This window comes from Streptomyces sp. NPDC008313, assembly GCF_042956125.1.
Lineage (GTDB): Bacteria > Actinomycetota > Actinomycetes > Streptomycetales > Streptomycetaceae > Streptomyces.
On record NZ_JBIBFR010000002.1, the window covers coordinates 331,097 to 344,206 of the forward strand.

At 71.3% G+C, this 13,110-nt stretch carries 12 protein-coding genes; all 12 read left to right on the forward strand.

What is annotated here, in order from left to right:
- The first annotated feature begins 11 nt into the window (after window positions 1-11).
- The 12 genes from pyrR to coaBC all read left to right on the forward strand — a co-directional run bounded on the left by pyrR (window position 12) and on the right by coaBC (window position 13,009).
- Window positions 12-590 (forward strand): bifunctional pyr operon transcriptional regulator/uracil phosphoribosyltransferase PyrR, encoded by a 579-nt coding sequence (gene pyrR / locus ACFY93_RS04320; RefSeq protein WP_391353440.1) that lies wholly within the window; start codon window positions 12-14, stop codon window positions 588-590.
- Window positions 591-682: 92 nt separating this feature from the next.
- Window positions 683-1,672, forward strand: coding sequence for an aspartate carbamoyltransferase catalytic subunit (locus tag ACFY93_RS04325; protein ID WP_391353441.1), 990 nt, complete (start codon window positions 683-685; stop codon window positions 1,670-1,672).
- 4 nt (window positions 1,673-1,676) lie between these two features.
- Entirely contained in the window at window positions 1,677-2,972 is a 1,296-nt protein-coding gene (locus ACFY93_RS04330; RefSeq protein WP_391353443.1) for a dihydroorotase, read from the forward strand.
- Between the two features lie 47 nt (window positions 2,973-3,019).
- Complete coding sequence (locus ACFY93_RS04335; protein WP_391353599.1) at window positions 3,020-3,577, forward strand: hypothetical protein; 558 nt, start codon at window positions 3,020-3,022, stop codon at window positions 3,575-3,577.
- Window positions 3,574-4,731: a glutamine-hydrolyzing carbamoyl-phosphate synthase small subunit gene (gene carA / locus ACFY93_RS04340; RefSeq protein WP_391353445.1), complete on the forward strand. Its 1,158-nt coding sequence runs from the start codon at window positions 3,574-3,576 to the stop codon at window positions 4,729-4,731. The genes ACFY93_RS04335 and carA overlap by 4 nt, the downstream gene beginning before the upstream one ends.
- A complete protein-coding gene (carB, locus tag ACFY93_RS04345) occupies window positions 4,724-8,035 on the forward strand; it encodes a carbamoyl-phosphate synthase large subunit (protein ID WP_391353448.1) in 3,312 nt (1,103 codons plus the stop codon). The genes carA and carB overlap by 8 nt, the downstream gene beginning before the upstream one ends.
- A 92-nt stretch (window positions 8,036-8,127) precedes the next feature.
- Window positions 8,128-9,234, forward strand: a complete 1,107-nt coding sequence (locus ACFY93_RS04350) for a quinone-dependent dihydroorotate dehydrogenase (RefSeq protein WP_391353450.1) — start codon at window positions 8,128-8,130, stop codon at window positions 9,232-9,234.
- Window positions 9,231-10,094, forward strand: a complete 864-nt coding sequence (gene pyrF, locus ACFY93_RS04355) for an orotidine-5'-phosphate decarboxylase (RefSeq protein ID WP_391353453.1) — start codon at window positions 9,231-9,233, stop codon at window positions 10,092-10,094. The genes ACFY93_RS04350 and pyrF overlap by 4 nt, the downstream gene beginning before the upstream one ends.
- A 299-nt stretch (window positions 10,095-10,393) precedes the next feature.
- Window positions 10,394-10,717, forward strand: coding sequence for an integration host factor (locus ACFY93_RS04360; RefSeq protein ID WP_016638838.1), 324 nt, complete (start codon window positions 10,394-10,396; stop codon window positions 10,715-10,717).
- A 37-nt stretch (window positions 10,718-10,754) separates the two neighbouring features.
- Window positions 10,755-11,348, forward strand: a complete 594-nt coding sequence (gene gmk / locus ACFY93_RS04365; RefSeq protein WP_391353455.1) for a guanylate kinase — start codon at window positions 10,755-10,757, stop codon at window positions 11,346-11,348.
- 38 nt (window positions 11,349-11,386) lie between these two features.
- A complete protein-coding gene (gene rpoZ / locus ACFY93_RS04370) occupies window positions 11,387-11,659 on the forward strand; it encodes a DNA-directed RNA polymerase subunit omega (protein ID WP_003982715.1) in 273 nt (90 codons plus the stop codon).
- A 147-nt stretch (window positions 11,660-11,806) separates the two neighbouring features.
- Window positions 11,807-13,009, forward strand: a complete 1,203-nt coding sequence (gene coaBC, locus ACFY93_RS04375) for a bifunctional phosphopantothenoylcysteine decarboxylase/phosphopantothenate--cysteine ligase CoaBC (RefSeq protein ID WP_391353601.1) — start codon at window positions 11,807-11,809, stop codon at window positions 13,007-13,009.
- Window positions 13,010-13,110 lie beyond the last annotated feature (101 nt).

Sequence of the window (13,110 nt, forward strand, 5' to 3'; positions counted from 1 at the left end):
GTCCGTTTCCCATGGACACTCAGCAGTACGAGTCCGGTGCCCGGCCCGTCCTCGAGGGCCCCGACATCGCGCGGGTCCTCACCCGCATCGCCCACGAGATCGTCGAGCGCGCCAAGGGCGCCGACGACGTGGTGCTCCTCGGCATTCCGACCCGAGGCGTCTTCCTGGCCCGCAGACTGGCCGGCAAGCTCCAGGAGATCACCGGCCGCACGATCCCGGTCGGCTCGCTCGACATCACCATGTACCGCGACGACCTGCGCATGCACCCGCCGCGCGCGCTGGCCCGCACGGAGATCCCCGGTGACGGCATCGACGGCAGGCTCGTCGTCCTCGTCGACGACGTGCTCTTCTCCGGCCGCACCATCCGCGCCGCCCTCGACGCGCTGAACGACATCGGCCGTCCGCGTGCCGTGCAGCTCGCCGTCCTCGTCGACCGCGGCCACCGCGAACTCCCGATCCGCGCCGACTACGTCGGCAAGAACCTCCCCACGTCGTTGCGGGAGACGGTCAAGGTCCAGCTCGCCGAGGAGGACGGTCGCGACACCGTGCTGCTCGGTGCGAAGCGGACCTCCCCGGCCGGCGAGCAGTAGCACCCGCGTACGGCCCCCGTGCCGTACGCGTGCCACCGCGCGCCCGCATGCCCGCGTTCTCCCGAACTGAACTGCCTTACGGAGCCTGACAGATGCAGCGTCATCTCATCTCGGCCGCCGACCTCACCCGCGACGACGCCGTCCTGATCCTCGACACCGCCGAGGAGATGGCCCGGGTCGCCGACCGGCCGATCAAGAAACTGCCGACTCTGCGCGGCCGCACCGTCGTCAACCTCTTCTTCGAGGACTCGACCCGCACCCGGATCTCCTTCGAGGCCGCCGAGAAGCGCCTGTCGGCGGACGTCATCAACTTCACCGCCAAGGGGTCGAGCGTCTCCAAGGGCGAGTCCCTGAAGGACACCGCCCAGACGCTGGAGGCGATGGGCGTCGACGCCGTCGTCATCCGGCACGGCGCCTCCGGGGCCCCCTACCGGCTCGCCACCTCCGGCTGGATCGACGCCGCCGTCATCAACGCGGGCGACGGCACCCACCAGCACCCCACCCAGGCGCTGCTCGACGCCTTCACCATGCGCCGCCGCCTCGTCGGCCGGGACGCCGGGCTCGGCCAGGACCTCGCCGGCAAGCGCGTCACCCTCGTCGGCGACATCCTGCACAGCCGCGTCGCCCGCTCCAACGTCGACCTGCTGCACACGCTCGGCGCCGAGGTCACCCTGGTCGCGCCGCCCACCCTGGTCCCCGTCGGCGTCGGGACCTGGCCCTGCGAGGTCTCCTACGACCTCGACAGCACGCTCTCCAAGTCCGACGCGGTGATGATGCTCCGCGTCCAGCGCGAGCGGATGAACGCGGCGTTCTTCCCGACCGAGCGCGAGTACGCGCGGCGCTACGGCCTCGACGGCGACCGCATGGCGAAGATGCCCGAGCACGCCATCGTGATGCACCCCGGCCCCATGGTCCGCGGCATGGAGATCACCGCCGAGGTCGCCGACTCCGACCGCTGCACCGTCGTCGAGCAGGTCGCCAACGGCGTATCCATCCGGATGGCCGTGCTCTACCTGCTGCTGGGCGGCAACGAGCCCGCCGTCACCCACACCCGCCCGACCACCCCCGCCGAGGAGAAGTAACACCATGAGCAAGATCCTGATCCGCGGTGCGCGGGTGCTGGGCGGCGAGCCGCAGGACGTCCTGATCGACGGCGCGACGATCGCGCGGGTCGGTACCGGCCTGACCGCCGAGGACGTCGAGGGCGCCGAGGTGGTCGAGGCCGGCGGCAAGGTCCTCCTCCCCGGCCTGGTCGACCTGCACACCCACCTGCGCGAGCCCGGCCGCGAGGACTCCGAGACGGTGCTGACCGGCACCCGCGCCGCCGCGAGCGGCGGTTACACGGCCGTCTTCGCCATGGCCAACACCTTCCCCGTCGCCGACACTGCCGGCGTCGTCGAGCAGGTCTGGCGGCTCGGCCGGGAGTACGGCTACTGCGACGTGCAGCCCATCGGCGCCGTCACCGTCGGCCTGGAGGGCAAGAAGCTCGCCGAGCTCGGCGCCATGCACGACTCCGCGGCCGGAGTCACCGTCTTCTCGGACGACGGCAAGTGCGTCGACGACGCGGTGATCATGCGCCGGGCGCTGGAGTACGTGAAGGCCTTCGGCGGCGTCGTCGCCCAGCACGCCCAGGAGCCCCGCCTCACCGAGGGCGCCCAGATGAACGAGGGCGTCGTCTCCGCCGAGCTCGGCCTCGGCGGCTGGCCCGCCGTCGCCGAGGAGTCGGTCATCGCCCGCGACGTCCTCCTCGCCGAGCACGTCGGCTCCCGCGTCCACATCTGCCACCTGTCCACCGCGGGCTCCGTCGAGATCGTCCGCTGGGCCAAGTCCCGCGGCATCGACGTCACCGCCGAGGTCACCCCGCACCACCTCCTGCTCACCGACGAGCTGGTCCGCACGTACAACCCGGTGTACAAGGTCAACCCGCCGCTGCGCACCGAGCGCGACGTGACGGCGCTGCGCGAGGCGCTCGCGGACGGCACCATCGACATCGTCGCCACCGACCACGCCCCGCACCCGCACGAGGACAAGGACTGCGAGTGGGCCGCGGCCGCCATGGGCATGGTCGGCCTGGAGACCGCCCTGTCCGTCGTCCAGCAGACGATGGTCGACACCGGCCTGCTCGACTGGGCCGGCGTCGCCGACCGCATGGCGTTCGCGCCGGCGCGGATCGGCCGGGCGCAGGGGCATGGACGGCCCGTCTCGGCAGGTGAGCCCGCCAACCTCACGCTGGTCGATCCGGCATACCGTGGAGCCGTGGACCCCGCGGGCTTCGCCTCGCGCAGCCGCAACACCCCCTACGAGGGCCGCGAGCTGCCGGGCCGTGTCACCCACACCTGGCTGCGGGGCCGGCCCACGCTCGTCGACGGGAAACTCGCGTGACATCACTGCATCTGGCGCACCTGGCGCACCTGGCGCATCCGGCCCGCCTGCCGTACACGGCAGCGGAACAGAAGTCGGCGGAGGTGACCGACTGGGCCGCCCGCGTCGGCTGGCTGGTCGGCCTCGCGCTCTTCGTCGCGCTCGTCTACTGGCTGATGCGCGAGGGCTGGAAGTGGCGGGTCACCCTCCAGGGCGACCTCCCCGAGCTGCCCAGCGCGCCGGACGAGCCCGGCCCGGCGAAACTGACCATGAGCGGCCGCTACCACGGCTCCACCACCGCCGGGCAGTGGCTCGACCGCATCGTGGCGCACGGCCTGGGCACCCGCAGCAGGGCCGAGCTCACGCTGACGGACGCGGGGCTGGACGTGGTGCGCCCCGGCGCCGCCGACTTCTTCGTCCCGGCCGGCGCGCTGCGCGAGGCCCGGCTCGACAAGGGCATCGCGGGCAAGGTCCTCACCGAGGGCGGACTGCTCGTCGTCACGTGGGAACACGGCGGCAAGCTGATCGACTCGGGTTTCCGCTCCGACCACGCGGCCGAGCACAACGAGTGGGCCGAGACCCTGAACGACATGATCAACAAGACGGAAACGGAAGGCGCACGATGACGACCTCCACCAAGGGAGCCGTGAAGGCTCCCGCCGTACTCGTCCTGGAGGACGGCCGGATCTTCCGCGGCCGCGCCTACGGGGCCGTGGGGGCCACCTTCGGCGAAGCCGTGTTCTCCACCGGCATGACCGGATACCAGGAGACCCTCACCGACCCGTCCTACCACCGCCAGGTCGTCGTGATGACCGCCCCGCACGTCGGGAACACGGGCGTCAACGACGAGGACATGGAGTCCCGGAAGATCTGGGTCTCCGGCTACGTGGTCCGCGACCCCGCGCGCGTGCCCTCCAACTGGCGCTCACAGCGCTCGCTCGACGACGAACTGCGCGCTCAGGGCGTCGTCGGCATCAGCGGCATCGACACCCGCGCCCTCACCCGCCATCTGCGCGAGCGCGGCGCCATGCGCGTCGGCATCTTCTCCGGCAACGCCCTGCCCGACGAGGGCACCATGCTCGCCGAGGTCCGTCAGGCCCCCGAGATGGCGGGCGCGGACCTCGCCGCCGAGGTCGCCACCACCGAGGCGTACGTCGTCCCGGCGATCGGTGAGAAGAAGTTCACCGTCGCCGCGATCGACCTCGGCATCAAGGGCATGACCCCGCACCGCATGGCCGAGCGCGGCATCGAGGTGCACGTCCTGCCCGCCACGGCCACCGTCGAGGACGTCTACGCCGTCGGCCCCGACGGTGTCTTCTTCTCCAACGGCCCCGGCGACCCCTCCACCGCCGACCACCCGGTCTCGGTCATGCGCGGCGTCCTGGAGCGCGGCACCCCGCTGTTCGGCATCTGCTTCGGCAACCAGATCCTGGGCCGGGCCCTCGGCTTCGGCACCTTCAAGCTGAAGTACGGCCACCGCGGCATCAACCAGCCGGTGCAGGACCGTACGACCGGCAAGGTCGAGGTCACCGCGCACAACCACGGCTTCGCCGTGGACGCCCCGCTCGACAAGGTCTCGGACACCCCCTACGGCCGCGCCGAGGTCTCCCACGTCTGCCTCAACGACAACGTGGTCGAGGGACTCCGGCTCCTCGACCGGCCGGCCTTCAGCGTCCAGTACCACCCCGAAGCGGCGGCGGGCCCGCACGACGCCGCCTACCTGTTCGACCGCTTCACGTCTTTGATGAGCACCGCATCGATGGAGGGCCAGCGTGCCTAAGCGCACCGATATCCAGTCCGTCCTGGTCATCGGCTCCGGCCCGATCGTCATCGGCCAGGCCGCCGAGTTCGACTACTCCGGCACCCAGGCGTGCCGCGTCCTGCGCGCCGAGGGACTCAGGGTCATCCTGGTCAACTCCAACCCGGCGACGATCATGACCGACCCGGAGATCGCCGACGCCACCTACATCGAGCCGATCACCCCGGAGTTCGTCGAGAAGATCATCGCCAAGGAGCGGCCGGACGCCCTGCTGCCCACCCTCGGCGGCCAGACGGCGCTCAACACGGCCATCTCGCTGCACGACGCCGGAACACTCGACAAGTACGGCGTCGAACTCATCGGCGCCAACGTCGAGGCGATCAACAAGGGCGAGGACCGCGACCTCTTCAAGGGCGTCGTCGAGGCCGTCCGCGGGAAGATCGGCCACGGCGAGTCCGCTCGCTCGGTCATCTGCCACTCCATGGACGACATCCTCAAGGGCGTGGACACGCTCGGCGGCTACCCCGTCGTCGTCCGGCCCTCCTTCACCATGGGCGGCGCCGGCTCCGGATTCGCGCACGACGAGGAGGAACTGCGCCGCATCGCCGGCCAGGGCCTCACCCTCTCGCCGACCACCGAAGTGCTCCTGGAGGAGTCCATCCTCGGCTGGAAGGAGTACGAGCTGGAGCTGATGCGCGACAAGAACGACAACGTCGTCGTCGTCTGCTCCATCGAGAACTTCGACCCGATGGGCGTGCACACCGGTGACTCGATCACCGTCGCCCCGGCGATGACGCTCACAGACCGCGAGTACCAGATCCTGCGCGACATGGGCATCGCCATCATCCGCGAGGTCGGCGTCGACACCGGCGGCTGCAACATCCAGTTCGCGGTGAACCCCGAGGACGGCCGGGTCATCGTCATCGAGATGAACCCGCGCGTCTCCCGCTCCTCGGCGCTCGCCTCCAAGGCGACCGGCTTCCCGATCGCCAAGATCGCCGCGAAGCTCGCCGTCGGCTACACGCTCGACGAGATCCCGAACGACATCACCGAGCAGACCCCGGCGTCCTTCGAGCCCACGCTGGACTACGTGGTCGTGAAGGCCCCGCGCTTCGCCTTCGAGAAGTTCCCGAGCGCCGACTCCACGCTGACCACCACCATGAAGTCGGTCGGCGAGGCCATGGCGATCGGCCGGAACTTCACGGAGGCGCTGCAGAAGGCGCTGCGCTCGCTGGAGCGCAAGGGCTCGCAGTTCACCTTCACCGGGGAGCCCGGCGACAGGAAGCAGCTCCTCGAAGAGGCCGTGCGGCCGACCGACGGGCGCATCAACACCGTCATGCAGGCGATCCGCGCGGGCGCGAGCCCCGAGGAGATCTTCGCGGCGACGAAGATCGACCCGTGGTTCGTGGACCAGCTGTTCCTGATCAAGGAGATCGCGGACGAGCTGGCCGCCGTCGACAAGCTGGAGCCCCAGCTGCTCGCCGAGGCCAAGCGGCACGGCTTCTCCGACACGCAGATCGCCGAGATCCGCGGACTGCGCGAGGACGTCGTGCGCGAAGTCCGGCACGCGCTGGGCGTGCGCCCCGTCTACAAGACGGTCGACACCTGCGCCGCCGAGTTCGCCGCGCGGACGCCGTACTTCTACTCGTCCTACGACGAGGAGACCGAGGTCGCCCCCCGCGAGAAGCCCGCGGTGATCATCCTCGGCTCCGGCCCGAACCGCATCGGCCAGGGCATCGAGTTCGACTACTCCTGCGTCCACGCCTCCTTCGCGCTCAGCGACGCGGGCTACGAGACCGTGATGGTCAACTGCAACCCCGAGACCGTCTCCACCGACTACGACACCTCCGACCGCCTGTACTTCGAGCCGCTGACGCTGGAGGACGTGCTGGAGATCGTCCACGCCGAGACGCTGGCCGGACCGGTCGCGGGCGTGGTCGTGCAGCTCGGCGGCCAGACCCCGCTGGGGCTCGCGCAGGCCCTCAAGGACAACGGCGTGCCGGTCGTCGGCACGCCGCCGGAGGCGATCCACGCCGCCGAGGACCGCGGCGCCTTCGGGCGCGTCCTCGCCGAGGCGGGCCTCCCCGCCCCGAAGCACGGCACCGCGACCACCTTCGCCGGCGCCAAGGCCATCGCCGACGAGATCGGCTACCCGGTCCTCGTCCGGCCGTCGTACGTCCTCGGTGGCCGCGGCATGGAGATCGTGTACGACGAGACGCGGCTGGAGGCGTACATCGCCGAGTCGACCGAGATCTCGCCCTCCCGGCCCGTCCTCGTCGACCGCTTCCTCGACGACGCCATCGAGATCGACGTCGACGCCCTGTACGACGGCGAGGAGCTCTACCTCGGCGGCGTCATGGAGCACATCGAGGAGGCCGGCATCCACTCCGGCGACTCGGCGTGCGCCCTGCCGCCGATCACGCTCGGCGGGTTCGACATCAAGCGGCTGCGCGCCTCCACGGAGGCCATCGCCAAGGGCGTCGGCGTCCGCGGGCTGATCAACATCCAGTTCGCCATGGCGGGCGACATCCTGTACGTCCTGGAGGCCAACCCGCGCGCCTCCCGGACCGTCCCCTTCACCTCGAAGGCGACCGCCGTGCCGCTCGCGAAGGCCGCCGCCCGGATCTCGCTCGGCGCGACCGTCGCCGAACTGCGCGCGGAGGGCCTCCTCCCGGCGAACGGCGACGGCGGCACCCTGCCGCTCGACGCGCCGATCTCCGTCAAGGAGGCCGTGATGCCGTGGTCGCGCTTCCGCGACATCCACGGACGCGGCGTGGACACGGTCCTCGGCCCGGAGATGCGCTCCACCGGCGAGGTCATGGGCATCGACTCCGTCTTCGGCACGGCGTACGCCAAGTCGCAGGCCGGCGCGTACGGGCCGCTGCCCACCAAGGGCCGCGCGTTCATCTCCGTCGCCAACCGCGACAAGCGCTCGATGATCTTCCCCGCGCGCGAACTCGTCGCCCACGGCTTCGAGCTGCTCGCCACCTCCGGCACCGCCGAGGTCCTCAAGCGCAACGGCATCAACGCGACCGTCGTGCGCAAGCAGTCCGAGGGCGAGGGCCCGAACGGCGAGAAGACGATCGTGCAGCTCATCCACGACGGCGAGGTCGACCTGATCGTCAACACGCCCTACGGCACCGGCGGCCGCCTCGACGGCTACGAGATCCGTACGGCGGCGGTCGCCCGCTCCGTTCCCTGCCTCACGACGGTCCAGGCGCTCGCCGCCGCCGTCCAGGGCATCGACGCGCTCAACCACGGGGACGTGGGCGTGCGCTCGCTCCAGGAACACGCGGAGCATCTGATCGCGGCCCGCGACCACTAGCCCCCAGGGGGACACCGGAAACGGTGTCCCCCTCTTCATGAGCTCCCCTCCACGAGCCCCGACGGGCTCCGCACGAGGCTTCACGAGGACACATGTACAAGACCCTCTTCACACTCGTCTTCTCCCGCATGGACCCGGAACGGGCCCACCACCTGGCCTTCCGCTGGATCCGCCTCGCCGCCCGCGTCCCCGTGCTGCGCACCTTCGCCGCCGCCGCGCTCGCGCCCCGGTACGAGGAGCTGCGCACCGAGGCCCTCGGGCTGCGGATGCACGGCCCCTTCGGGCTCGCCGCCGGCTTCGACAAGAACGCCGTCGCCATCGACGGGATGGCCATGCTCGGCTTCGACCACGTCGAGATCGGCACGGTGACGGGGGAGCCGCAGCCCGGCAACCCCAGGAAGCGGCTGTTCCGCCTCGTGGCGGACCGGGCGCTGATCAACCGCATGGGCTTCAACAACGAGGGCTCCGCCGCCGTCGCCGCCCGGCTGGCGGCCCGCACACCGGTCTTCCGGACCGTCGTCGGGGTCAACATCGGCAAGACCAAGGTCGTCCCGGAGGGGGAGGCCGTCGCCGACTACGTGAAGTCCGCCGAGCGGCTGGCCCCGCACGCCGACTACCTGGTCGTCAACGTCTCCTCGCCCAACACGCCCGGCCTGCGCAATCTCCAGGCCACCGAGGCGCTGCGCCCGCTCCTGAGCGCCGTCCGCGAGGCCGCCGACCGCGTGGTCACCGGCCGGCGGGTGCCGCTGCTGGTCAAGATCGCGCCCGACCTCGCCGACGAGGACGTCGACTCGGTCGCCGACCTGGCCGTGGAACTGGGCCTGGACGGCATCATCGCCACGAACACCACCATCGCGCGCGAGGGCCTCGGACTGACGTCCTCGCCGGAGCTGGTCGCGGAGACGGGCGGCCTCTCGGGCGCCCCGCTCAAGGCGCGCTCCCTGGAGGTCCTGCGCCGCCTGTACGCGCGCGTGGGCGACCGGATCACCCTGGTGGGCGTCGGCGGCGTGGAGAACGCCGAGGACGCCTGGCAGCGCATCCTGGCCGGCGCCACCCTGGTCCAGGGCTACAGCGCCTTCATCTACGAGGGGCCGTTCTACGCTCGCGACGTCCACAAGGGCCTCGCCGCCCGCCTGCGGCAGAGCCCCTACGCCACCCTCGCCGACGCGGTCGGCTCCGACGTGAGGAAGCCCCGATGACCAGCACGACGGTACTCGAACCCTTCGGCGCCCGGCTGCGCCGTGCCATGGACGAGCGCGGCCCGCTGTGCGTGGGCATCGACCCGCACGCCTCGCTGCTCGAGGACTGGGGTCTCGGCGACGACGTCGCGGGCCTCGAACGCTTCAGCCGCACCGTCGTGGAGGCACTCGCCGACCGCGTCGCGGTGCTGAAGCCGCAGAGCGCGTTCTTCGAGCGATTCGGCTCACGCGGCATCGCCGTCCTGGAGAAGTCCGTCGAGGAGGCGCGGGCGGCCGGCGCGCTGGTCGTCATGGACGCCAAGCGCGGCGACATCGGCTCCACCATGGCCGCCTACGCCGAGACCTTCCTGCACAAGGACGCCCCGCTCTTCTCCGACGCCCTCACCGTCTCCCCGTACCTGGGCTACGGCTCGCTGCGGCCCGCCGTGGACCTCGCCAGGCAGAGCGGCGCCGGACTCTTCGTGCTGGCGCTCACCTCCAACCCCGAGGGCGCCGAGGTGCAGCACGCGGTGACCGGTCCGGACGCGGGCGGGCGCTCCGTCGCGGCGACGGTGCTCGCGCACCTCGCCGAGGAGAACGCGGGGCAGACGCCGCTGGGTTCCTTCGGCGCCGTCGTCGGCGCCACGCTGGGCGACCTGTCCTCGTACGACCTCGCGATCGGCGGACCGCTGCTCGCCCCCGGCATCGGCGCGCAGGGGGCGACCCCGGCGGATCTTCCGGCGGTCTTCGGCCCGGTGCTGCGCGACGTGGTGCCGAACGTCAGCAGGGGTGTCCTGCGTCACGGGCCCGACGTCGCGGCCCTGCGCGCGTCCGCCGGCCGCTTCGCCGAGGAGATCAGGGCGGCCGTGGAGGGTGCCTGAGCCCGCGCGGAAGCCGCCGGCGAGGGCCGTGCGCGGGCCCCGCGCCTGGATACACCCTCAAATCCGGGGCATTACGTCCTAAATGTCCGGCTGGCCAGAGGCTGACCAGGACTTTTCCGCTGTTCTCGCTGACTCCGGCGGACTTGGCCGCTAGTCTCCGACGAGTGAGGGCACCTTCGGGCCCTCGACGCAGTGGGGGAGAACGGGCGAGTGTGTCGCCCGTGGCTCCCCAGGTGTGGGGCGACTAGGTTCCTCACCGGTCCGTATCCGACAAGATCGACATCCGAGGTGACGTAGGCGTGGCTCTTCCGCCCCTTACCCCTGAACAGCGCGCAGCCGCGCTCGAAAAGGCCGCCGCGGCTCGCCGGGAGCGGGCCGAGGTCAAGAATCGACTCAAGCACTCCGGCGCCTCCCTCCACGAGGTCATCAAGCAGGGCCAGGAGAACGACGTCATCGGCAAGATGAAGGTCTCCGCCCTTCTCGAGTCGCTGCCGGGCGTGGGCAAGGTCCGCGCCAAGCAGATCATGGAGCGACTGGGGATCTCCGAGAGCCGCCGTGTGCGTGGCCTCGGTTCGAACCAGATCGCCTCCCTGGAGCGCGAGTTCGGCGGTTCCGGCGCCTGAGTCCTGGGCACCGGCCGATTGCTGGAATAATCGCCGTATGGCTGCAACACCCCGGGGGACGACCCCCGTACCCCCGGACGCACGTCCGCGGCTGACCGTGCTCTCCGGCCCCTCGGGGGTCGGCAAGAGCACGGTCGTCGCGCATATGCGCAAGGAACACCCCGAGCTCTGGCTGTCGGTGTCGGCGACGACCCGCAGGCCGCGCCCCGGGGAGAAGCACGGCGTCCACTACTTCTTCGTCTCCGACGACGAGATGGACAAGCTGATCGCCAACGGCGAGCTGCTGGAGTGGGCGGAGTTCGCGGGCAACCGCTACGGGACGCCGCGGGCCGCCGTCGTGCAGCGGCTGGAGGCGGGCGAGCCCGTCCTCCTGGAGATCGACCTCCAGGGCGCCCGGCAGGTCCGGGAGTCCATGCGGGACGCCCTGCTGGTCTTCCTCGCCCCGCCCTCCTGGGAGGAGCTCGTGCGCAGGCTCACCGGGCGGGGCACCGAGCCGCCCGAGGTGATCGAGCGCCGCCTGGCGGCGGCGAAGGTCGAGCTGGCCGCCGAACCCGAGTTCGACACCACCCTGGTCAACACCTCCGTCGAGGACGTGGCCCGTGAGCTGCTAGCCTTGGTGGACGTAGTGTGATCGTTTTCGATCTCATCCCATCTTTCGGAAGGTAGAGCGTGTCCTCTTCCATTACCGCGCCCGAGGGCATCATCAACCCGCCGATCGACGAGCTTCTCGAGGCCACTGACTCGAAGTACAGCCTCGTCATCTACGCGGCCAAGCGCGCCCGCCAGATCAACGCGTACTACTCGCAGCTCGGCGAGGGCCTCCTCGAGTACGTCGGTCCCCTCGTGGACACGCACGTCCACGAGAAGCCGCTCTCGATCGCGCTGCGTGAGATCAACGCGGGTCTGCTGACCTCCGAGGCCGTCGAGGGCCCCGCGCAGTAAGTCGTATCCGCTGATCGCGGCGGAGTTTTCCACAGGCCCGGCAACCGACTGCCGGGCCTGTGGTGTGTCATGCAACCGTACGGTTCGAAGCCTCCACGGGTTTCGGAGCCTCTGCGAGTGAAGCCTCTACGAGTCTGGGGAGACCTGGTGGACAAGCCGAAGGTCGTGCTGGGGGTCAGCGGCGGGATCGCCGCGTACAAGGCGTGCGAGCTGCTGCGCAGGCTGACGGAATCGGGCCACGACGTACGGGTGGTGCCCACCGCGTCCGCGCTGCACTTCGTCGGCGCCGCCACCTGGTCCGCGCTCTCCGGGCACCCCGTCTCGACCGAGGTCTGGTCCGACGTGCACGAGGTGCCGCACGTCCGCATCGGGCAGGACGCCGACCTCGTCGTCGTGGCCCCGGCCACCGCCGACATGCTCGCCAGGGCCGCCCACGGACTGGCCGACGACCTGCTGACCAACACGCTGCTCACCGCGCGCTGTCCGGTCGTCTTCGCCCCGGCCATGCACACCGAGATGTGGGAGCACCCGGCCACCCAGGAGAACGTGGCGACGCTGCGCCGCCGGGGAGCCGTCGTCGTCGAGCCCGCGGTCGGCCGGCTGACCGGCGTCGACACCGGCAAGGGCCGGCTGCCCGACCCCGGGGAGATCTTCGAGGTCTGCCGCCGCGTCCTCGCCCGCGGCGCCGCCGGGACCGACCTCGCCGGACGGCACGTCGTCGTCAGCGCGGGCGGCACCCGCGAGCCCCTCGACCCCGTGCGCTTCCTCGGCAACCGCTCCTCCGGCAAGCAGGGGTACGCCCTCGCCCGCACCGCCGCCGCGCGGGGCGCCCGGGTCACCCTGATCGCCGCGAACACCGGCCTGCCGGACCCGGCCGGCGTGGACGTCGTGCCGGTGGGCACGGCCGTGCACCTGCGGGAGGCCGTCCTGAAGGCGGCCGGGGACGCCGACGCCGTCGTGATGGCCGCGGCCGTGGCCGACTTCCGCCCGGCGGTGTACGCGACCGGGAAGATCAAGAAGCAGGACGGCAGGGAACCGGAGCCGATCGCCCTGGTCCGCAACCCCGACGTCCTCGCGGAGCTCTCCGCTGACCGGCCCCGCCCCGGTCAGGTCGTCGTCGGCTTCGCCGCCGAGACGGACGACGTGCTGGCCAACGGCCGCAAGAAGCTGGCGCGCAAGGGCTGCGACCTCCTCGTGGTGAACGAGGTGGGGGAGAGCAGAACCTTCGGCTCCGAGGAGAACGAGGCCGTGGTGCTCGGCGCCGACGGCAGCGAGACACCGGTGCCGCACGGGCCCAAGGAGGCCCTGGCCGACACCGTCTGGGACCTGGTGACACGCCTGTTCGAGTGACGGGTCCTCCGCCTCCAGGGGGATCCACTTCACGCGCTTTCGACCGGGGCGCCCCCTGGCGGAGAGCGACGGACATGGCACAGAATGCCCGTGCCGCAGGT

Excerpts from the sequence above, each read along its gene's own strand:
- pyrR (WP_391353440.1), top strand. The coding sequence starts at position 12 with ATGGACACTCAGCAGTACGAGTCCGGTGCCCGGCCCGTCCTCGAGGGC.
- ACFY93_RS04350 (WP_391353450.1), top strand. The coding sequence starts at position 8,128 with ATGTACAAGACCCTCTTCACACTCGTCTTCTCCCGCATGGACCCGGAA.
- ACFY93_RS04330 (WP_391353443.1), top strand. The coding sequence starts at position 1,677 with ATGAGCAAGATCCTGATCCGCGGTGCGCGGGTGCTGGGCGGCGAGCCG.
- carA (WP_391353445.1), top strand. The coding sequence starts at position 3,574 with ATGACGACCTCCACCAAGGGAGCCGTGAAGGCTCCCGCCGTACTCGTC.
- pyrF (WP_391353453.1), top strand. The coding sequence starts at position 9,231 with ATGACCAGCACGACGGTACTCGAACCCTTCGGCGCCCGGCTGCGCCGT.
- gmk (WP_391353455.1), top strand. The coding sequence starts at position 10,755 with ATGGCTGCAACACCCCGGGGGACGACCCCCGTACCCCCGGACGCACGT.
- ACFY93_RS04325 (WP_391353441.1), top strand. The coding sequence starts at position 683 with ATGCAGCGTCATCTCATCTCGGCCGCCGACCTCACCCGCGACGACGCC.